This is a genomic window from Rossellomorea aquimaris, from assembly GCF_020172085.1.
GTDB classification, from domain to species: domain Bacteria; phylum Bacillota; class Bacilli; order Bacillales; family Bacillaceae_B; genus Rossellomorea; species Rossellomorea aquimaris_E.
This window is the reverse complement of record NZ_JAIVAT010000003.1, coordinates 1,710,044-1,730,747: the sequence shown is the minus strand read 5'-3', so window position 1 is coordinate 1,730,747 and position 20,704 is coordinate 1,710,044. Positions and strand designations below refer to the sequence as shown.

At 41.7% G+C, this 20,704-nt stretch carries 20 protein-coding genes; all 20 read left to right on the top strand.

Features of this window, described 5'->3' with window-relative positions:
- Positions 1 to 85: 85 nt before the first annotated feature.
- The 20 genes from rnc to topA all read left to right on the top strand — a co-directional run bounded on the left by rnc (position 86) and on the right by topA (position 20,560).
- A complete protein-coding gene (rnc, locus tag LCL96_RS09630) occupies positions 86 to 829 on the top strand; it encodes a ribonuclease III (protein WP_224941159.1) in 744 nt (247 codons plus the stop codon).
- Positions 830 to 840: 11 nt separating this feature from the next.
- Positions 841 to 4,407, top strand: coding sequence for a chromosome segregation protein SMC (gene smc, locus LCL96_RS09625; protein WP_224941158.1), 3,567 nt, complete (start codon positions 841 to 843; stop codon positions 4,405 to 4,407).
- 17 nt (positions 4,408 to 4,424) lie between these two features.
- Positions 4,425 to 5,414 carry a signal recognition particle-docking protein FtsY gene (gene ftsY / locus LCL96_RS09620; protein WP_224941157.1) on the top strand — a complete coding sequence of 330 codons (990 nt, stop codon included), beginning with the start codon at positions 4,425 to 4,427 and terminating at the stop codon, positions 5,412 to 5,414.
- 194 nt (positions 5,415 to 5,608) lie between these two features.
- Entirely contained in the window at positions 5,609 to 5,920 is a 312-nt protein-coding gene (locus LCL96_RS09615; protein WP_397550046.1) for a putative DNA-binding protein, read from the top strand.
- Positions 5,921 to 5,932: 12 nt separating this feature from the next.
- On the top strand, positions 5,933 to 7,276 hold the full coding sequence (gene ffh, locus LCL96_RS09610) for a signal recognition particle protein (protein ID WP_224941155.1): 1,344 nt from the start codon (positions 5,933 to 5,935) through the stop codon (positions 7,274 to 7,276).
- A 118-nt stretch (positions 7,277 to 7,394) separates the two neighbouring features.
- Entirely contained in the window at positions 7,395 to 7,667 is a 273-nt protein-coding gene (gene rpsP / locus LCL96_RS09605; RefSeq protein ID WP_032088859.1) for a 30S ribosomal protein S16, read from the top strand.
- Positions 7,668 to 7,679: 12 nt separating this feature from the next.
- Positions 7,680 to 7,913 carry a KH domain-containing protein gene (locus LCL96_RS09600; protein ID WP_206850961.1) on the top strand — a complete coding sequence of 78 codons (234 nt, stop codon included), beginning with the start codon at positions 7,680 to 7,682 and terminating at the stop codon, positions 7,911 to 7,913.
- A 234-nt stretch (positions 7,914 to 8,147) separates the two neighbouring features.
- A complete protein-coding gene (locus LCL96_RS09595) occupies positions 8,148 to 8,534 on the top strand; it encodes a YlqD family protein (RefSeq protein ID WP_224941154.1) in 387 nt (128 codons plus the stop codon).
- Between the two features lie 17 nt (positions 8,535 to 8,551).
- Positions 8,552 to 9,070, top strand: a complete 519-nt coding sequence (gene rimM / locus LCL96_RS09590; protein ID WP_224941153.1) for a ribosome maturation factor RimM — start codon at positions 8,552 to 8,554, stop codon at positions 9,068 to 9,070.
- Positions 9,070 to 9,804 carry a tRNA (guanosine(37)-N1)-methyltransferase TrmD gene (gene trmD / locus LCL96_RS09585; RefSeq protein ID WP_224941361.1) on the top strand — a complete coding sequence of 245 codons (735 nt, stop codon included), beginning with the start codon at positions 9,070 to 9,072 and terminating at the stop codon, positions 9,802 to 9,804. The genes rimM and trmD overlap by 1 nt, the downstream gene beginning before the upstream one ends.
- 136 nt (positions 9,805 to 9,940) lie before the next feature.
- The gene (gene rplS, locus LCL96_RS09580; protein ID WP_032088854.1) at positions 9,941 to 10,285 is read left to right on the top strand and encodes a 50S ribosomal protein L19; all 345 of its coding nucleotides are present in this window, start codon (positions 9,941 to 9,943) and stop codon (positions 10,283 to 10,285) included.
- Positions 10,286 to 10,468: 183 nt separating this feature from the next.
- Positions 10,469 to 11,008 (top strand): signal peptidase I, encoded by a 540-nt coding sequence (gene lepB, locus LCL96_RS09575; protein WP_318246410.1) that lies wholly within the window; start codon positions 10,469 to 10,471, stop codon positions 11,006 to 11,008.
- Between the two features lie 29 nt (positions 11,009 to 11,037).
- Positions 11,038 to 11,904: a ribosome biogenesis GTPase YlqF gene (gene ylqF / locus LCL96_RS09570; protein WP_224941151.1), complete on the top strand. Its 867-nt coding sequence runs from the start codon at positions 11,038 to 11,040 to the stop codon at positions 11,902 to 11,904.
- A gap of 90 nt (positions 11,905 to 11,994) precedes the next feature.
- Positions 11,995 to 12,795: a ribonuclease HII gene (locus LCL96_RS09565; RefSeq protein ID WP_224941150.1), complete on the top strand. Its 801-nt coding sequence runs from the start codon at positions 11,995 to 11,997 to the stop codon at positions 12,793 to 12,795.
- Between the two features lie 48 nt (positions 12,796 to 12,843).
- Positions 12,844 to 14,631, top strand: coding sequence for a hypothetical protein (locus tag LCL96_RS09560; RefSeq protein WP_224941149.1), 1,788 nt, complete (start codon positions 12,844 to 12,846; stop codon positions 14,629 to 14,631).
- On the top strand, positions 14,628 to 14,909 hold the full coding sequence (locus tag LCL96_RS09555) for an EscU/YscU/HrcU family type III secretion system export apparatus switch protein (RefSeq protein ID WP_224941148.1): 282 nt from the start codon (positions 14,628 to 14,630) through the stop codon (positions 14,907 to 14,909). The genes LCL96_RS09560 and LCL96_RS09555 overlap by 4 nt, the downstream gene beginning before the upstream one ends.
- A 243-nt stretch (positions 14,910 to 15,152) precedes the next feature.
- A complete protein-coding gene (gene sucC, locus LCL96_RS09550) occupies positions 15,153 to 16,313 on the top strand; it encodes an ADP-forming succinate--CoA ligase subunit beta (RefSeq protein ID WP_224941147.1) in 1,161 nt (386 codons plus the stop codon).
- Between the two features lie 16 nt (positions 16,314 to 16,329).
- Entirely contained in the window at positions 16,330 to 17,232 is a 903-nt protein-coding gene (gene sucD, locus LCL96_RS09545; protein WP_098351794.1) for a succinate--CoA ligase subunit alpha, read from the top strand.
- Between the two features lie 77 nt (positions 17,233 to 17,309).
- On the top strand, positions 17,310 to 18,185 hold the full coding sequence (gene dprA / locus LCL96_RS09540) for a DNA-processing protein DprA (protein ID WP_224941146.1): 876 nt from the start codon (positions 17,310 to 17,312) through the stop codon (positions 18,183 to 18,185).
- Positions 18,186 to 18,484: 299 nt separating this feature from the next.
- Positions 18,485 to 20,560 carry a type I DNA topoisomerase gene (topA, locus tag LCL96_RS09535; protein ID WP_224941145.1) on the top strand — a complete coding sequence of 692 codons (2,076 nt, stop codon included), beginning with the start codon at positions 18,485 to 18,487 and terminating at the stop codon, positions 20,558 to 20,560.
- Positions 20,561 to 20,704 lie beyond the last annotated feature (144 nt).

The window sequence follows — 20,704 nt, the reverse complement described above, 5'->3', positions numbered from 1 at the left end:
TTGAAGAAATTTTTGCGTAATTGATTTTTTTAGAATAAACTTGATTAGTATACATTGAGAACATATTAGCAAGGTGGAGTGCCTTATGCGGAAGCAAAGCAGAAATGGATTATCTAAACATAAAAATGATTTGAAGTTCAAGACATTTCAGAACCAAATGGAAATTCAATTTAAAGATGAAAAACTCCTTAAACAAGCTTTTACTCATTCATCCTATGTGAATGAGCATCGTCGAAAGCCCTATGAAGACAACGAACGCTTAGAATTTCTTGGAGACGCCGTCCTTGAATTGACGGTATCCCAGTTTCTTTTCAAAAAGTATCCCATGATGAGCGAAGGCGAACTGACTAAATTAAGAGCAGCCATCGTTTGCGAGCCATCTTTGGTGAAGTTTTCGATCGAATTGAACTTCGGCGAACTCATCCTCCTTGGAAAAGGTGAAGAAATGACGGGTGGTAGGGAAAGACCGGCATTGCTTGCTGATGTCTTTGAAGCGTTTATCGGGGCGGTATATTTGGATCAAGGATTAGAGACGGTCATTTCAATCCTTGAAAAAGTTGTCTATCCAAAGATCAATGTCGGTGCTTTTTCTCATGTGATGGATTATAAGAGTCAGTTACAAGAGCTGGTCCAGAGGGGCAGTGCAGGAATGATTGAATACAGTATCCTGGAAGAAAGCGGTCCGGCACACAACCGTCAATTCATTTCCAGAGTCAGTTTAAATGACGAAGAATTAGGAATTGGAAAAGGCCGGTCAAAAAAAGAGGCTGAACAGCAAGCCGCACAGAAGGCTCTGGAAAAGTTAAAACAAAAGCTGGATGCTAAATAGGGGGAAAGAAGATGTTCCTCAAACAACTAGAAGTAATGGGGTTTAAATCTTTTGCAGAAAGAATATCCGTGGAGTTTGTCCCGGGTGTCACGGCAGTCGTTGGTCCAAACGGCAGTGGAAAAAGCAATATTATAGACGCAATCAGGTGGGTCCTTGGCGAACAATCGGCTAAAAGCCTGCGTGGGTCTAAAATGGAAGACGTCATATTTGCCGGCAGTGATTCGAGAAAGGCCCTCAATATAGCAGAAGTGACACTGGTTTTAGATAATGAGGACGGAGCACTTCCAATCGACTATAGTGAGGTAAGTGTCACTAGAAGAGTCTACCGGTCGGGAGATAGTGAATATTTACTGAATAAACAGCCTTGCAGGTTGAAGGATATCATTGAGCTGTTTATGGATTCAGGGTTAGGGAAAGAAGCATTCTCAATTATCAGTCAGGGGAAAGTGGAAGAAATCCTAAACAGTAAGCCTGAAGAAAGAAGAACTATCTTCGAAGAAGCGGCAGGAGTATTGAAATATAAATCCCGAAAGAAAAAGGCTGAAAATAAGTTATTTGAAACGCAGGAAAACCTTAATCGGGTGAATGACATTCTTTATGAATTAGAAGGTCAGGTAGAACCTTTGAAGATCCAAGCTTCCATGGCCCGGGATTATCTGGAGAAGAAAGAGGAGCTTGAGAAATTTGAAGTTGCTCTGACCGTCTATGATATTGAAGATTTACATAAGCAGTGGGAAAAGCTTAGTGAAGAATTTGAAAGACATGGAAAGGAAGAGCAGACTCTTTCCGCGTCGATTCATCAGAAAGAGGCAATTCTTACCCAAACCCGGGATAAAATTGCTGCTCTTGATGAGTCAATTTCAAGCCTTCAGGAAGTTCTCCTCTCCACGAGTGAGGAATTAGAGAAACTTGAAGGAAGAAAACAAGTATTGGTGGAACGGAAGAAAAATTCATCCACAAATGAATCTCAGTTGAAACAATCCATTGAGGAAGCAGAAATCCAAATTCAAAAGCTAGCTTCTGAAAAAGAAAAAGCAGAGCGGGACTTTGAGAGGATTGATGCTGACGTTTCGGAATTAAAAGAGAACCTTGTAACAAAACAGAATCAATTTAAGCACTATAACGAAAATATTGAGGATGTAATTGAATCTTTCAAGAGTGATTACATTGAAAAGCTCAATCAACAGGCGTCAGCAAAAAATGAAATTCAGTATTTAAAACAGCAGTTAGAGCAGCAGTCGAGCCGAAACGGCCGATTAGAAGCGGAAAATGAAAAGTATGTCACTCAGCGTGAAGAATTGCATGTTCGCCACAAGGAAGTGTCGAAAGAAGTTCAAGAACAAAAAGAACTAATGGATGAGCATATCTTTCTTTATCGTGAAGAACAGAAAAAGCTTGAATCGGTGAAAGCCAAATATGAAAAGCAAGAAAAAACGCTTTACCAGGCTTATCAATTCCTGCAACAAGCAAAGTCCCGAAAAGAAATGCTGGAAGAAATGGAAGAAGACTATTCCGGATTTTTTCAAGGGGTAAAGGAAGTCCTTAAGGAGCGATCTGGTAAGTTAGCAGGTATACAAGGAGCGGTTGCTGAACTCATAACCGTACCCAAAGTATATGAGACCGCTATGGAAACGGCTCTCGCAGCCTCGATGCAGCATATTGTAGTGGATACGGAAGAGGATGGCCGCAGGGCCATTGCCTTCTTGAAGAAGAATCAATATGGACGCGCCACATTCTTGCCGATGAATGTAATCAAGGGGAAATCGATAACCGATAGCCAAAAGAGTATGTTAAAAGGACATCCCTCATTTGTTGGAGTGGGGGCCGATCTTATAGAATTTGAAGATCGCTTTCATATGGTGATCTCGAACCTGGTCGGTAATGTTATCATCACTAAGGACTTAAAAGGGGCAAATGAAATCGCCAAGCTCATTCAGTATCGTTATCGACTGGTAACGTTGGATGGAGATGTTGTCAATCCAGGTGGATCGATGTCTGGTGGTACAGTGAAGCAAAAGAAAAATTCGCTTCTTTCCAGAAAGGGCGAGCTTGAAGAGGTAAAACAAAAGCTTGCAGGTATGGAACATCAAACGGAATTGCTTCAATCTCAGGTAAAATCACTTAAAGAAGAGAGTGGTTTCCGTGAGAAGAAGCTGGAAGAAATGAGAGTAAAAGGTGAGAATTTGCGCCTGAAGGAACAGGGATTGCTCTCACAACTGCGTGAAATCGAACTGTCCCAGCAAAACCTTGACGAAAGGCTTTCATTATATGACTTGGAGAAAAAAGACTTTACCTCAATTAAAGAAAAACATGATTTCAGAACCAAGGAGTTAGAAGCATCACTCAAGGAGATAGGGAAAGAAGTTTCGAAACTTGATCAAAAAATCCATGAGTTGACGCTTCAGAAAAACAGTGAACGTACGTCCAAGGACGCTCTACTGAATGACATCAGTGATATTAAGGCAGAGCTTGCCGCTAGGAATGAACAGCTTGTTAACAGCCGTCTTCAATTGAAAAGGGTACACGATACAATCGTGGAAACAAGCAAGCGAAAAGCAAGTTTACAGGAAGATTTGGAGTGGCTCCAAACCGAAATGAAGGATAACTTCTCCGGCGAAGAACAGCTAGGTAAAAAAGCGGAAGAGTGCGCGGTCCAAAAGGAAGAAACATCGGGACTGATTGCTGTTCGACGGGATGAGCGCCTGACCTTACAGCATACGGTGGAAGACGAGGAGCTCGAGTTAAAAGAGTTAAAGCGACAGCATAAAGGGTTGGTCGGAGCTTTGAGAGATGAAGAAGTGAAAATCAATCGTCTTGATGTTGAACTGGAGAACCGTCTTGATCATCTAAGGGATGAGTATATGCTATCATTTGAAGCGGCGAAGGCAGATTACCCCCTTACGATAGAAGTCGATGAAGCAAGGAAGAAAGTAAAACTAGTGAAACTGGCACTGGAAGAACTCGGGACTGTCAATCTCGGAGCGATTGATGAATATGAACGTGTGAAGGAGAGATTCGAATTTCTGGTTGATCAGAAGAATGATCTTACTGAAGCGAAGGACACTCTCTATCTGGTCATTCATGAAATGGACACAGAAATGATCAAACGTTTTGATCAAACGTTCACGAGTATTCAAGAGGAGTTTGAAGGTGTATTTAAAGCATTGTTTGGTGGGGGCCGAGCTCAGTTAAAGCTGACAGATCCATCTGATCTCCTTCATACAGGTGTGGATATTGTTGCCCAGCCGCCTGGCAAAAAGCTGCAGAACCTCGGGCTTATGTCCGGTGGGGAGAGGGCTTTGACTGCCATTGCCCTTCTTTTCTCCATATTGAAGATACGGCCTGTACCATTCTGCATTCTGGATGAAGTGGAAGCGGCGCTGGATGAAGCGAATGTACAGAGATTCAGCCAATATTTAAAGAAATTCAGTGACGAGACACAATTCATCGTCATTACCCATCGTAAAGGGACGATGGAAGAAGCACACGTGCTGTACGGTGTAACGATGCAGGAATCCGGAGTGTCTAAATTAGTATCCGTCAGACTGCAAGAAACGAAGGAATTACTTGAAACTTAGGTTAGGGGTGCAGAAGATTGAGTTTTTTTAAGAAGCTGAAAGATAAGTTTACAGAATCAAGCGATAATGTAACAGAAAAATTCAAAGATGGTTTAAGTAAAACGAGAAATAACTTCACCTCAAAAGTGAACGATCTGGTTGCCAGGTATCGCAAAGTAGATGAAGAATTCTTTGAAGAGCTGGAAGAAATCCTGATTGGAGCGGATGTCGGCTTTGATACCGTCATGGAACTCATTGATGAACTGAAGCTTGAAGTGAAGCGAAGAAACATACAAGACACTGAAGAGGTTCAATCCGTCATCTCAGAAAAGCTCGTGGACATCTATCAGGGGGAACGGGATGAAGACAGCAGCCTGGATATCCAAAACGATCAGCTGACGGTTTTACTTTTTGTCGGTGTAAATGGAGTCGGCAAGACGACGACTATCGGAAAAATGGCTCATATGTTCAAGGAACAGGGAAAGAATGTTGTTCTTGCTGCGGGGGATACATTCCGTGCCGGGGCGATCGAACAGCTTGAAGTATGGGGTGAACGCGTAGGGGTCCCTGTCATTAAGCAGGCAGCAGGAAGTGATCCTGCAGCGGTTATGTTTGATGCTGTTCAATCTGCCAAAGCAAAAAAAGCAGACATTCTTATTTGCGATACGGCTGGAAGACTGCAGAATAAAGTCAACCTTATGAAAGAACTCGAAAAAGTGAAACGGGTGATTGAGCGTGAAATTCCAGGTGCACCACATGAAGTCCTTCTTGTCCTTGATGCCACCACTGGTCAAAATGCCATGGTTCAGGCGAAAACCTTTAAAGAAGCAACAAATGTTTCCGGGATTGTCCTGACCAAACTTGACGGTACTGCCAAAGGCGGTATCGTACTTGCAATCAGGAACGAACTTGAAATCCCAGTGAAATACGTTGGTCTTGGAGAGAAAATGGACGACCTTCAGCCGTTTGATGCTGAGAAATATGTATACGGCTTGTTCTCGAACCTGGTTGATAAAGAAGAAGAATAGAGACACAAAATAGAAGAGTAGCCTTGTGAGAGACTTGTGAGTAGGGATCTTAAGAAGGCACTCTTCTCTTTTTGATTTTATCAATAAAAAAACAGTGTGTATCCTTGACAAACGCCTGTAAAGACTGTATTCTTCATATGTAAAGGTTTTTCACTTAACAAGGAGGGAAATCCGTGCTGGAGAAAACAACCAGAATGAATTATCTCTACGATTTTTATCAGTCTTTGTTAACTCCCAAACAGAGAAGCTATATGTCCCTCTATTATCTCGATGATTTTTCTCTAGGGGAAATCGCCGAGGAGTATAATGTTAGCCGCCAGGCAGTTTACGATAACATTAAGCGGACAGAGGCTATGATAGAGGAGTACGAAGAAAAGCTTTTATTATTTAAAAAATTTCAAGAACGCAACGAGATTCTTGATGAACTAAGAAAAAAAATAGAAGAACCATCCATCGATTCTTCTCATTGTTTAAAACTCATTGATGATCTTGAAATATTGGATTAGGAGGCGGCATGAATGGCATTTGAAGGATTAGCCGACCGACTGCAAGGTACAATACAAAAAATCCGTGGAAAAGGGAAAATCTCAGAAGCGGATGTTAAAGAAATGATGCGTGAAGTTCGTCTTGCTCTTCTAGAAGCAGACGTTAATTTTAAAGTGGTGAAGCAATTCGTCAAGAAAGTAAGCGAACGGGCTGTCGGACAGGAAGTCATGAAGAGTCTTACGCCAGGACAGCAGGTTATAAAGGTTGTTCAAGAGGAACTTACAAACTTGATGGGTGGCGAACAAAGTCAGATTGCCGTTGCGAAACGTCCTCCTACCGTCATCATGATGGTCGGTTTACAGGGTGCCGGTAAAACGACGACCACTGGTAAGCTTGGGAACCTGCTTCGGAAGAAACACAATCGCAAACCCCTTTTAGTGGCTGCTGATATATATCGTCCAGCTGCTATCAAGCAGCTTGAAACCGTCGGGAAGCAATTGAGTCTTCCTGTATTTTCAATGGGCGATCAGGTAAGTCCGGTGGAAATTGCAAAAAAAGCCATCGAAAAGGCAAAAGAGGAACATCACGACTATGTTCTGATTGATACGGCAGGTCGACTTCACATTGATGAAAACCTGATGGGAGAGTTGAAGGAAATCAAAGAACTCTCAAATCCGGATGAAATCTTCCTCGTTGTTGATGCCATGACTGGTCAAGATGCAGTGAATGTCGCACAAAGCTTCAATGAAGCACTTGGTATTTCTGGTGTTGTCCTGACCAAACTAGATGGTGATACTCGAGGCGGAGCTGCATTATCAATCCGTTCAGTTACTGAAAAACCGATTAAATTTGTTGGTATGGGTGAAAAAATGGATGCGTTGGAAGCATTCCATCCTGAACGTATGGCTTCAAGGATCCTCGGTATGGGAGATGTACTCTCCCTCATTGAGAAGGCCCAAGCCAATGTGGATGAAGAAAAGGCAAAAGAACTGGAACAAAAAATGCGTACTATGTCCTTTACATTTGATGATTTCCTTGACCAATTAGGTCAGGTGAAGCAAATGGGCCCACTCGATGAATTGCTGAAAATGATGCCTGGCGCCAACAAAATGAAGGGTCTGGACAAGCTTAAAGTCGATGACAAACAGATCAGTCACGTAGAGGCGATCATCCAATCCATGACGGGTGATGAAAAAATTCACCCCGAAACCATTAATGCTTCCCGTCGCAAACGAATTGCCAAAGGAAGCGGTACGTCCATCCAAGAGGTGAACCGCCTTCTGAAACAATTCGAGGACATGAAGAAAATGATGAAACAGATGAGTGGCATGCAAGGAAAAGGTAAGAAAAAAGGGATGAAATTCCCATTTATGTAAGCAATTCGTTCAACTTTTCTAAAGAAAAATTGAACTGTTAAGAAAAAACACTTTACAAACAAAATACACATTTGATATTATACTAACTTGTGTGAAACTATTCGGAGGTGCTTTAATTATGGCAGTAAAAATCAGATTAAAACGTATGGGAGCAAAAAAATCTCCTTTCTATCGTATCGTAGTTGCAGATTCTCGTTCACCACGTGATGGACGTCAAATCGAAACAGTTGGAACGTACAACCCAGTTGCTAAACCAGCTGAAGTGAAAATCGATGAAGAGCTAGCTCTTAAATGGTTATCAAATGGAGCAAAACCATCTGACACAGTTCGTAACCTATTCTCAAAACAAGGCATTATGGAAAAATTCCACAATGCTAAAAACAGCAAGTAATCGATTAGATCGATGAAAGATCTTATTCTAACGATTGTGAAACCCTTAGTGGACCATCCTGAAGCTGTCCGCGTCGATTTGGATGAAGGGACGAACGGCTTAACGTATAAGTTATCCGTTCATCCCGAGGACATGGGAAAGGTTATTGGGAAGCAAGGGAGAGTAGCTAAATCGATTCGAACTGTGGTATACGCTGCAGCAGGATCTTCACAACAGAAGAAAATCTTCTTAGAGATCGTGGAGTGAGGAAGCTTTCATAAGCTCCTGACTCAGGGCTCTATGAATCAGGGGACTGACCCACAAAGGTTATACTATTTAACCTTACGATGTCAGTCCCCTTTTTCGTAGGGATTATCTACATCCAATGGTATGATATAGTCAGAGGGTTACAAAGCCGTCGTACTAGCCGCCACTCCCCTAAGAGCACCCTTTTAGACCTAAACTTCAGTGAGGGGTGAATAGAAGGAGGAGGAAGAACTTTTGAACGTGATACATACGATTACGATTAAACAGGTACTGACAGAAAAGAGCAAGAACCTGTTAATGAAACGATATGAAAATCAGAAGTTTCATCTGAAAAAGGAAAGAGACCAGCTTCAGTTCGAAATGAAAAAAATCGAGCGGGGCAAGAAATATCCTACCCACAAATTAAATCAGCATTTTGAAAAAGAATTGAATGAACGGGCTGAAAAGATCAAACTGTTGGATTTTCAAATGGAACAGCTTGATATCCTGCCGATTGGAAGTGAACTGAAGGAAAAGGAAGTTCAAGGTATGATGAACATTCAAGTTGGTGACAATTGGGATGAAGAAACCCTTTCGAGGACGATTGTGGTAGAAGACGGTATAGTAAAAGAAATTCGTTAAGGCAAGAGGTGAATGCGATGGAAAAGTGGTTTAATGTAGGTAAGATTGTGAATACACATGGCGTTAAGGGAGAAGTAAAGGTCGTATCGACTACAGATTTCCCTGAAGAACGTTATCAAAAAGGAAACACCCTATACCTGTTCCATACTAAAGGACAAAATCCCACAGAACTCATAATCAAATCTCACAGGAACCATAAGAGCTTTGATTTACTTACCTTTGAAGGATATGAAAATATCAACGAGGTTGAGAAGTTCAAAGAGGGAATCTTGAAGGTGCAGGAAGATCAATTGCAGGATCTCGAAGAAGGTGAATACTATTTCCATGAGATAGTTGGTTGTACGGTAAGGACGACCGCGGGGGAAGAGTTGGGTACCGTCAAAGAAATCCTGAGTCCAGGTGCGAACGATGTATGGGTCGTAAAAGGAGAGAGGGGAAAAGAGTATCTCATCCCTTACATTGAGGATATCGTGATCAGTGTCGACATTGAAGGTCAGCTCATTACCATTGAACCGATGGAAGGCCTATTATCATGATGAGAATTGATGTTCTATCTCTATTCCCTGGAATGTTCGAAGGCGTCTTTGGTGATTCAATCTTAAAAAAGGCTTACGAAAAAGAAGCTGTTACGTATAATGTGATTAACTTTCGCGACTACGCTGACAATAAACATCATCAGGTAGACGATTATCCATATGGTGGGGGAGCGGGAATGGTTTTGAAACCCCAGCCGATCTTTGATGCCGTCGATGCACTAAAGCATGAAGAGAATTCGAAACCAAGAGTCATCCTGATGTGTCCACAAGGGGAGCGCTATACCCAGCAAAAGGCTGAGGAGTTTGCCAAGGAAAAGCATCTCGTATTTATATGCGGTCATTATGAAGGCTATGATGAACGTATAAGGGAGCATGTCGTCACAGATGAAATTTCTATTGGCGACTATGTACTAACCGGTGGTGAGCTAGGGGCCATGGTGGTCATAGATAGCGTTGTCCGCCTTCTACCCGGGGTTCTTGGTAACGAGGATTCACCCGTACTGGATTCATTCTCTTCAGGTCTCCTCGAGCATCCTCACTACACCCGTCCTGCCGATTTCAGAGGGATGAAGGTCCCTCAGGAATTGATTTCAGGAAACCACAGGTTGATTGAGGAATGGAGAGAGAAAGAGAGCCTGAGAAGGACCTTCGAAAGAAGACCTGACCTATTGGAAAGTCATACACTTTCGGATAAACAAAAGGCATGGATTGAGGAATGGAGAAAGTCAAAATAGACGCTTGCATCCTAAATGCCTGTATGATATTATAATCTTTGTGGCTTGAGGAGTTAGCTTCTAAAGTCATGGATCCCGATGTTCCGCTGCAATCAATCGCTTTTGTAAGAGCATCTGTTGGAAGGAGTTGAAAAAGATGCACAAATTAATCGAAGATATTACGAAAGAACAACTTCGCTCTGATCTACCATCTTTCCGTCCTGGTGATACAGTACGTGTACACGTTAACATCGTTGAGGGTACTCGTGAACGTATTCAGGTATACGAAGGAGTAGTAATCAAACGCCGTGGTGGCGGTATCAGCGAAACATTTACTGTTCGTAAAATTTCTTACGGTGTAGGTGTTGAACGTACTTTCCCAGTACACACACCAAAAATCGCTAAATTAGAAGTAATTCGTCGCGGTAAAGTCCGTCGTGCGAAACTTTATTACCTACGTAACCTACGTGGTAAAGCGGCACGTATTAAAGAAATTCGATAAGAACGTAAGAAAAGGAGCTTGGAGACAAGCTCCTTTTCCTTTTATTAAAGCGTCTTATACGTAATGAAGCTTTAGAGTTTCGACTATTTGAGTGAAACCACCAATTTTTAATGAGAATTAGAAGAATTTCTAGTAGAATAGAAAAAGATAGAAAAGATTGAAATAATCATGGGTGGTGGAGATGTGGTTAAAGAGAAAAACGAGTGGTGGGAATGGATGAAAGCCCTGTTAATTGCAGTAGGATTAGCTGCCATAATCAGATTCTTTCTATTTGCACCCATCGTTGTCGATGGATTATCAATGATGCCTACTTTACATAATGGTGACCGAATGATTGTAAGTAAATTGGGAGAGCCGGAGCGATTCGATATCGTTGTCTTTCATGCGCCTGAACATAAGGATTATATCAAACGTGTCATCGGGTTGCCGGGAGATAAAGTGGAGTACAAGAATGATACATTATATATTAACGGAAAATCCTATTCTGAACCCTATTTAAAGGAGTACAAAGATCAATTGGACGGTGGCGTCTTAACAGAAGATTTCACTCTTAAAGACATTACCGGTGAAGAAACGGTTCCTGATGGGGAAATCTTTGTTATGGGAGACAATCGTCGATTCAGCAAGGATAGTCGTCATATCGGGACAGTTTCAACTGATGAAGTCATCGGGGATACGAAAGTGATCTATTGGCCTGTTAAAGATTTTGGTTTGGTGAAATAATAGAAAAAAAGTTGTTTGGAGGTGGTCATATGACAATACAATGGTTTCCAGGGCATATGGCTAAAGCTCGTAGACAAGTAACCGAGAAATTGAAACTTGTTGACATTGTGATTGAATTGGTAGATGCAAGAATTCCGTTATCATCGAGAAATCCGATGATTGAAGAAATCATTGGTCAAAAGCCCCGTCTTGTTTTGTTAAATAAAGCGGACATGGCAGACACAAGCAGGACGAATGAATGGATTACCTATTTCAAAGAACAGGGTATCACGGCCATTGCTGTAAATGCGCAGGCTGGAAAAGGGCTTCAAGTCATCGTGCAAGCCGCTAAGGAAATATTAAAAGAAAAATTCGACCGCATGAAGTCGAGAGGAATGAGACCACGTGCCATCAGGGCGATGATTGTGGGAATCCCAAATGTAGGTAAATCCACATTGATCAACAGACTGGCAAAGAAAAATATCGCTAAAACAGGCAACACTCCTGGTGTGACGAAAGCCCAGCAATGGATCAAAGTAGGAAAAGAGCTCGAATTACTTGATACACCCGGGATACTCTGGCCGAAGTTTGAAGATCCAAAGGTAGGGTATAAACTTGCTTTAACGGGAGCGATCAAGGATACCATCCTGAATTTGCAGGATATTGCGGTATATGGCTTACGCTTTCTTGCGGAACACTATCCTGAGCGATTAGAAGAGCGCTACGGTCTCGATGGAATACCAGAAGAAGTCGTGGATAGCTTTAATCAAATCGGAACTAAGAGAGGCTGTCTGATGGCTGGTGGAGAAGTGAATTATGACAAAACATCGGAGATCATTGTAAGAGATATCCGGAATGTTCAACTAGGACCAATGACCTTTGATTTCATTGATGAAGCAGAAATGGATAGTGAATAACCGAAGAGGCTGAATAAAGGGACGGGATCTCTTTTACACAGCCTCTTTATTATTTGCGGGGATAACCGATATATACGAGGAGGAACGAGAGTGACGAAAGTACATAAATCGATCAAAGAGATCAAGCAAATGATTGGAACATTGACTGACTCTGACCCGATAATGGAAGAATTAAAACAAGATGAACGAAAAGGTGTTCAGAAGCTTTTACAGCAGTTTGAACGTGAACGGATAAAGAAAGTAAAGGAGAAAGAAGAATTCAAGATTCTCACTCGATACGAAACGGAGGTGCGCCATCAAGGTTTCAAGAATATCGCGGGTATAGACGAGGTGGGAAGGGGACCACTTGCTGGACCCGTCGTCACGGCAGCAGTTATTCTGCCACCAGACTTCTATTTGGCAGGGTTGAATGATAGTAAGAAGCTTTCAGAATCGAAAAGAGAAGAGTATTTTAACTATATCCAAGAACACGCTATATCGATCGGAGTAGGGATGGTTCATGCGATGGAAATTGATGATATCAATATTTATCAAGCGACGAAAAAAGCGATGAATGATGCAATCGTAAATTTGTCGGTTAAACCTGATTATTTATTAATCGATGCGATGAAACTTGAAACACCATATCCTAGTAAATCAATCATTAAAGGGGATTCGAAAAGCATATCCATAGCCGCGGCTTCGATTGTCGCAAAGGTTACCAGAGACAGGATGATGAAAGAGTATGCTGAAAGATATCCTGGCTATGCTTTCGAGAAAAACGCAGGGTATGGAACAAAAGACCACTTAATGGGATTGAAACGATTAGGTGTTACCCCTCTTCATAGAAAAAGCTTTGCACCGGTGAAAGATTTTCTTCAGAATGAGAATAAAGAAAGAGTAGCTAAATAGGAAAAGAAAGATTCGATAGGATAAAATTGTGGAACGGGGGAAAGGGAGATGGCCCACATTCATGGTACCGGAGGCAATCAGCCATTGTCCTCTGCTTTTGGGAAACCATTCTCATTTCAAAATGGAAAGATTCTATATGTAAAGGTACATAAACTAATGGGTGATGACGTAGCAGATGTTTCAGCAAATGGTCGCAGGTTCATGGCCAGGCTCGAAACCCCTATAAAGCCTGGGGAACGTCACTGGGTGGAAGTGAAGCAAACGGAGGATGGAGTGAGTCTTCAATTGATCCGGACCCCAAATGGAGAAGGTGATGGTGAGGGAATAGCTTTTAAATTGTTACAGCACCTTTCCATCACGAGTAAAGAAAAAGAAATGTCTTCGTTCATTATGGAGCTTGTGAAGAATAAAATTCCCATCCATAAAGACATGCTTGTATTTGCCGAAAAGTATTTAAAAGGCGATGAGGCATCCATGAACGTAAAAGTACTTGTGGAAATGGCAAGAAAAAACTTACCTTTTACAGACAGGACATTCTTATCTATGAAATCCGGTGAAAAAGGTGATTTTATTTCCATGCTGGACACACTCAAGATAAAGTTGAGTGAGACAGGGAGAGATTCACGCACTCTGCAGATGCTTCAGAAAATGCAGGAACCCATCATGGAGAATGTTTCTGAAAACCTTGTCATCAAGGCTTTGGCACGGTTAGCGGACAACTCCCGAACCTTTTCAACCCGACTGGGCCACTTTGACCTATTGAAGTCCTTGGGATTCTTTTCTTCTGAAATGGTTATGCACCAATGGAAGGAAGGATTGACAAGGATGGTCTTGGAAAGCTACTCTTCTCTCGTGGAAGGGAACAGGGTCCATCATTATGGAAAGCTGCCAAATCATTCTGAAGAAAGCCTTCTGAATGAACTGAATCAATACTTAATGGTAAGTGATAAGGGCGCACAATCTTTAAAAACCGCTGCGTCCGTGGTGGAAAAATGGGTGAATGTCCTGACAGGCACCCATAACACCACCGTTGGAGACAAGAATGAGGCTTCCCTATCGGCGGCAAAACAGTTGTACGGTTTAAGTGGGAGGGAAAAGCAGGTGGAAATGAATTTCACCAAACTTAAACAGATGTGGGGGAAGAGTGTTCCTGCTTCAAATCAGGAAAAAATATTTCAAATTCTTCTTCACGAAACTGTAGAGGAATTCACTCAGCAAATCCGTGGGGATGAAATGGCCAAAGTGTTAAAAAAAGTGATCGGGCAATTCGGGATTAACTTTGAAGCGCAGTTTCATAAAGGACTTGAAATCCAGGGACAAACATTAAAAGAGCATCTTATAGGATTGAGTCAGCACCACACATCTTCAGACATTCGTCAATTAGCCGATGACATTGTTCTGAAAATGAATCATCAAGTTCTTCAGTCACAGGATCATACCCCTTTTCTTACAATTGTGCAGCAATTTCCCCTGTATCTGTTTGGAAGGAGCACGGATATTACCATTCAGTGGACAGGAAAAGAAACAGATAAAGGTGTCATAGATGAAGACTACTGCCGTGTCCTATTCTACTTGAACCTGGAAAGATTAAATGAGACATTGATCGATATGCAGGTCCAGAATCGGGTGATTTCCTTGACTGTTTGGAATGAACACCCCGCCATGGAAGCTTTGTCACAATCATACGTCCCCAATTTGAGAAACGGTCTGGAGATGCTCGAGTATCAACTCTCGAATATAAAGTTTAAAGTTCCGGATACTCATTCAGAGCTTTCAAATAAGATTCTCGGTGACCAATCTAATCGAACCTATTCCGGAGTTGATGTTAAGGTATGAAGAACCAGCAAAAGCGGAAAGAAGCGATGGCATTAGGGTATAATCCACATAGTGAAGCGGCTCCTAAAGTACTTGCGAAGGGGAAGGGGATCATTGCTGAGAACATCCTTTCACGTGCAAAGGAGAATGGGGTGCCGATCCAAGAAGATAAGAGTCTTTTGTCCCTCCTAGGAAACTTGGATATTGGTGAATCCATCCCGGAAGAATTATATGGTGCAGTAGCAGAAGTCTTTGCTTTTATCTACCGTTTGGACAGGGATATATCCAAGAAGGAATGATTGAAGCGGTTTCCCGTATGAAGTTAATGAAATAGATTTAGAGGGGAATATATTTTTTGAATATAATATTTCTATTGGAGATACCCTAATAAACATAGCGTGTTAAGAAAGAATTCTATCAACTTATGTTCAGAATTTTTAAACTAATATAATATTTTTAGCATAATGGTAGACAGATATACTGTCATTCTATACAATGAAAGCGCAGTCTATTTTTTGAAGAGTTTGATAGGAGGATGGAAAATGAATATCCATGAATATCAAGGTAAAGAAATCCTCAGAAATTACGGGGTGTCCGTACCAAATGGTAAAGTGGCTTTTACAGCTGAAGAAGCAGTAGAAGCGGCGAAGACGTTAAATTCTAGCGTATATGTAGTAAAAGCTCAAATCCACGCAGGTGGCCGGGGTAAAGCTGGAGGCGTTAAGATTGCTAAGAGCCTGGACGAAGTGCGTACATATGCAGAAGAGCTAATCGGTAAAACATTAGTTACTCATCAAACAGGGCCTGAAGGTAAGGAAGTAAAGCGCTTACTTATCGAAGAAGGCTGTGATATCAAGAAAGAATATTACGTAGGTCTTGTACTTGACCGCGCAACTTCTCAAGTGGTTCTGATGGCTTCTGAAGAAGGCGGAACTGAAATCGAAGAAGTAGCAGAAAAAACACCGGAAAAAATCTTTAAAGAGTATATCGATCCGGTTGTAGGATTAACAGGATTCCAAGCGAGACGTATCGCTTTCAATATCAATATTCCGCAGAAACTTGTTGGGAAAGCAGCTAAATTCATGATGGGTCTTTACAATGTCTACATCCAAAAAGATGCTTCGATCGTTGAAATCAACCCGTTAGTTGTAACAGGTGATGGGGACGTTATGGCTTTGGATGCGAAGTTTAACTTCGATTCGAATGCATTATACCGTCAAAAAGATGTCATTGAATTACGCGACCTTGAAGAAGAGGATGCGAAAGAAATCGAAGCTTCTAAATATGACCTGAGCTATATCTCTCTTGATGGAAATATCGGCTGCATGGTAAATGGTGCTGGTCTTGCCATGGCTACGATGGACATCGTGAAGCATTATGGTGGAGATCCCGCTAACTTCCTTGATGTTGGGGGCGGTGCCACAGCTGAGAAGGTAACAGAAGCGTTCAAGATCATTCTTTCTGATGAAAACGTTAAAGGTATTTTCGTCAATATCTTCGGCGGAATCATGAAATGTGATGTTATTGCAACTGGTGTTGTGGAAGCGGCTAAGCAAATCGGTCTTCAAGTACCTCTTGTAGTTCGTCTTGAGGGTACGAACGTTGATTTAGGAAAAGAAATCTTGAATCAATCTGGATTGAATATTATTGCAGCTGAATCTATGGCAGACGGCGCACAAAAAATCGTTGAGCAAGTAGGCTAAGAAAGGCGGGGGACAAATGAGCGTATTTATTAATAAAGATACCAAGGTTGTTGTACAAGGGATTACAGGATCAACAGCTCTTTTCCATACGAAGCAAATGCTTGAATACGGTACACAAATCGTGGCTGGTGTTACACCTGGAAAAGGCGGAACTGAGGTTGAAGGCGTACCTGTTTTCAATACAGTCGAAGAAGCAAAGAAAGCAACAGGTGTAAATGCTTCTGTCATTTATGTTCCAGCTCCATTTGCAGCAGATGCAATCATGGAAGCGGTAGATGCCGAGCTTGATTTAGCTATCTGTATCACAGAGCATATCCCTGTATTAGACATGGTGAAGGTTAAGCGTTATATGGAAGGAAAGAAAACGCGCCTTGTTGGGCCGAACTGTCCTGGAGTCATCACTCCTGACGAGTGTAAAATCGGGATTATGCCTGGCTACATCCATACAAAAGGTCATGTTGGGGTTGTTTCCCGCTCTGGTACGCTGACGTATGAAGCAGTTCACCAACTTTCACAAGCTGGTATCGGACAGTCTACAGCAGTCGGTATCGGTGGAGACCCTGTGAATGGAACAGACTTTATTGATGTATTGAAGGCTTTCAATGAAGACGAAGATACGTATGCAGTGATCATGATTGGTGAAATCGGAGGTACGGCTGAAGAAGAAGCAGCTGAGTGGATTAAAGCCAATATGACGAAACCTGTAGTAGGATTCATTGGTGGACGGACGGCACCTCCAGGTAAGCGTATGGGACATGCCGGTGCGATTATTTCAGGTGGTAAAGGAACCGCTGATGAGAAAATCCGCGTGATGAATGAATGTGGTATTCAAGTTGCGCCGACTCCTTCAGATATGGGCGAAACATTGATCAAGGTTCTGAAAGAAGAGGGAATCCTCGATAAATGTAAAACTCATTAATCTTGTATTGAGACTGATAGCTTAGCTATCAGTCTCAGTTTTATCTAGATTTAATAATGAAATAAAGGAGGCTGTAAATGAAAGGGAATCGTCACATGCTCTTCCATATTCACCATTGCCGTGGTATAGGGATAAAAGGAACCAAACGGCTGGTGGAAACATATCAAGATCTTCACGCTGTCTTTGAACTTTCTTCATCAAAGCTTCAACAGTTAACCGCTTTAAGTTCTACGAATATAGAACTCTTCTATAAAGATCTTCATTCCTTTCCTTCCGATCGGTATAAGAAACTCTATGAGGAAAATGATATAGAGTGGATTACCTTATACGATGATGATTACCCTAAGTTATTAAAAAACGTATATGACCCTCCCTTTTTGCTTTTCTTAAAAGGAAACAGGAAACTCCTTCAAGCTTCGACGAAATTGGCTGTGATTGGTTCAAGAAACGCCACCTCTTATACAGAGAAAGTCCTCCATAGGTTGATTCCACAGCTGATTGAACGGGGAGTCGTAATTGTAAGCGGGCTTGCCAGAGGGGCAGATACGATTGCTCATAAAGAAGCGATTAAGTCAGGTGGGAATACGATAGGTGTGTTAGGTGGAGGGTTCCAGCATATTTACCCTAAACAAAATGTCGATTTGGCCCATCATATGATGCATCATCAACTTCTCCTTTCGGAATATCCACCCTATATGAAGCCTGAAAAATGGCATTTTCCGTTCCGAAATCGAATTATCAGCGGTCTTAGTGATGCAGTTCTTGTCACTGAAGCCAGGAAAAAAAGTGGAACCTTCATCACGGCTGACTATGCATTGAACGAAGGACGGGAAGTGTTATGCATTCCCGGGTCCATACATGATCCATTAGCTGAAGGAACAAACTCTCTCATTCAAGAGGGAGCCAAAATGGTCTTAACAATAGAAGATATTTTTTCAGAACTGCGTGTATAAACTAGAAAATAGGACAAAAATCTCTTAATAAAACAGATTTTCACCCATATATATCCGAATAAATATAAGTTATTTATACAAAATGGTTGCAATTATGGTAAAACTGTTATACATTTTGCAACAGGTATCAAAAACTGTATTTATGAGAAATAAATAGGTAAGAGCAGTACTTCTCTACACTGAAATTAATTTCATACCTATGTGAATGTGAGTGTAAACGTTTCCGTTTGTACGAGTTGAATCAACATTCCAAGGTACTATACACAGTGATTATTTTCCTCTTTAAGGAGGCTTATTGGATGGCAGATTATTTAGTAATAGTGGAATCGCCGGCAAAGGCGAAAACAATTGAACGTTATTTAGGGAAAAAGTATAAGGTGAGGGCCTCAATGGGGCACGTCATTGACCTGCCTAAGAGTCAAATGGGCGTCGATGTTGAAAATGAATTCGAACCGAAGTATATCACGATACGGGGTAAGGGACCTGTATTGAAAGAACTGAAAACCGCTGCAAAAAAAGTGAAAAAGATCTTTCTCGCGGCCGACCCCGACAGAGAAGGGGAAGCGATCGCATGGCACCTTGCACACAGCCTGGATATGGATACTGATTCTGCGTGTCGAGTCGTTTTTAACGAAATCACGAAGGATGCGATCAAAGAATCGTTTAAACATCCACGGGCAATCAATATGGATTTGGTGGATGCGCAACAAGCAAGAAGGGTTTTAGATCGATTAGTCGGCTATAACATCAGCCCCTTACTATGGAAGAAAGTGAAAAAGGGTCTCAGTGCCGGCCGTGTGCAATCCGTTGCCGTCAGGTTAATCATTGACAGAGAAAATGAAATCAAAAACTTTACTCCTGAAGAGTACTGGTCAATAGAAGCGGAATTTACAAAAGATAAAGAGACGTTTCAAGCATCCTTTTATGGGATTGACGGTAAAAAGATGGAATTGAAAACGGAAGAGGACGTAAAAGATGTGCTCGGAAAAGTTAAGGGTAAATCCTTCGAGGTGAACAAAGTCACAAAGAAGGAAAGAAAGAGAAATCCTGCGCCTCCGTTTACGACGTCCTCCTTACAACAGGAAGCAGCCCGGAAATTGAATTTCCGTGCAAAGAAAACGATGATGCTTGCTCAGCAATTATACGAAGGGATTGAAATGGGAAAACAAGGAACCGTTGGATTTATCACATATATGAGAACGGACTCCACCCGTATTTCTGAAGTAGCCCAAAAAGAAGCAAACGAATACATCGTGAATAAATATGGTCAGGATTTCATCAAGCAATCTGAGCGTAAAGAGAAAAAACAACAAAAAGCCCAGGATGCCCATGAAGCTGTTCGTCCCACGAGTACCTTAAGGGATCCATCATCTGTGAAAGAGTTTCTTTCAAGGGATCAATATCGTCTGTACAAATTGATTTGGGAACGATTCGTGGCAAGTGAGATGGCACCTGCTATCATGGACACCATGAGTGTAGATCTTGTGAACAACTCGGTCATGTTCAGGGCTACGGGTTCCAAAGTGAAATTCCCAGGCTTTATGAAGGTATACGTTGAAGGATCTGACGACCAAAAAGAAGAAAAGGATAATTTCCTTCCAGCGCTAGCAGAAAACGATAAGGTGAAAAGTGAAAACATTGATCCGAATCAGCATTTCACGCAGCCTCCACCAAGGTATACTGAAGCACGATTGGTTAAAACCTTAGAAGAACTCGGTATCGGCAGACCTTCCACTTATGCTCCTACTCTGGATACGATCCAACGAAGAGGATATGTAACGCTTGATAATAAGCGTTTTGTCCCAACGGAGCTCGGGGAAATCGTTTTAGAGCTGATAAGAGAATTTTTCCCGGACATCATTGACGTAGAGTTCACAGCAAATATGGAACGGAGTCTTGATGATATTGAAGACGGAAATGTAAAGTGGAAAAAAATCATCGATCGTTTTTATCAAGATTTTGAAAAACACCTGGAAAGAGCCGAGAATGAGATGGAGAAAATTGAAATCCGGGATGAACCCGCAGGGGAAGATTGTGAAGAATGTGGACATCCAATGGTCATTAAGATGGGGCGATACGGTAAATTCATGGCCTGCAGTAATTTCCCGGATTGCCGGAATACAAAACCGATCGTCAAAGAAATCGGTGTGAAATGTCCTAAATGTGAAAAAGGAAACATCATTGAACGAAAAAGTAAGAAGAAACGAATTTTCTACGGCTGTGATCAGTATCCCGAATGTGATTTCTTATCATGGGATAAACCAATCGAACGGAAATGTCCGAAATGTGCTGAACTCCTCGTAGAGAAAAAGCTTAAAAAAGGAAATCAAATTCAATGTACGAATTGTGATTATAAAGAAGAACCTCAGAAATAGTGGTGTACTGAATATATAAGGGTTCCGGTACACCTTATATCCTGCTGGAGGTATGAACCATAATCCCAACAGCTGATCAATCAACGAATATTGTAAACAAAAGCAATAAAAAGATTGATTGTTGAACAATGAACTTATACAATG

Excerpts from the sequence above, each read along its gene's own strand:
- rnc (WP_224941159.1), top strand. The coding sequence starts at position 86 with ATGCGGAAGCAAAGCAGAAATGGATTATCTAAACATAAAAATGATTTG.
- smc (WP_224941158.1), top strand. The coding sequence starts at position 841 with ATGTTCCTCAAACAACTAGAAGTAATGGGGTTTAAATCTTTTGCAGAA.
- LCL96_RS09615 (WP_397550046.1), top strand. The coding sequence starts at position 5,609 with ATGAATTATCTCTACGATTTTTATCAGTCTTTGTTAACTCCCAAACAG.
- ffh (WP_224941155.1), top strand. The coding sequence starts at position 5,933 with ATGGCATTTGAAGGATTAGCCGACCGACTGCAAGGTACAATACAAAAA.
- rpsP (WP_032088859.1), top strand. The coding sequence starts at position 7,395 with ATGGCAGTAAAAATCAGATTAAAACGTATGGGAGCAAAAAAATCTCCT.
- LCL96_RS09600 (WP_206850961.1), top strand. The coding sequence starts at position 7,680 with ATGAAAGATCTTATTCTAACGATTGTGAAACCCTTAGTGGACCATCCT.
- rimM (WP_224941153.1), top strand. The coding sequence starts at position 8,552 with ATGGAAAAGTGGTTTAATGTAGGTAAGATTGTGAATACACATGGCGTT.
- trmD (WP_224941361.1), top strand. The coding sequence starts at position 9,070 with ATGAGAATTGATGTTCTATCTCTATTCCCTGGAATGTTCGAAGGCGTC.
- rplS (WP_032088854.1), top strand. The coding sequence starts at position 9,941 with ATGCACAAATTAATCGAAGATATTACGAAAGAACAACTTCGCTCTGAT.
- ylqF (WP_224941151.1), top strand. The coding sequence starts at position 11,038 with ATGACAATACAATGGTTTCCAGGGCATATGGCTAAAGCTCGTAGACAA.
- LCL96_RS09560 (WP_224941149.1), top strand. The coding sequence starts at position 12,844 with ATGGCCCACATTCATGGTACCGGAGGCAATCAGCCATTGTCCTCTGCT.
- LCL96_RS09555 (WP_224941148.1), top strand. The coding sequence starts at position 14,628 with ATGAAGAACCAGCAAAAGCGGAAAGAAGCGATGGCATTAGGGTATAAT.
- sucC (WP_224941147.1), top strand. The coding sequence starts at position 15,153 with ATGAATATCCATGAATATCAAGGTAAAGAAATCCTCAGAAATTACGGG.
- sucD (WP_098351794.1), top strand. The coding sequence starts at position 16,330 with ATGAGCGTATTTATTAATAAAGATACCAAGGTTGTTGTACAAGGGATT.
- dprA (WP_224941146.1), top strand. The coding sequence starts at position 17,310 with ATGAAAGGGAATCGTCACATGCTCTTCCATATTCACCATTGCCGTGGT.
- topA (WP_224941145.1), top strand. The coding sequence starts at position 18,485 with ATGGCAGATTATTTAGTAATAGTGGAATCGCCGGCAAAGGCGAAAACA.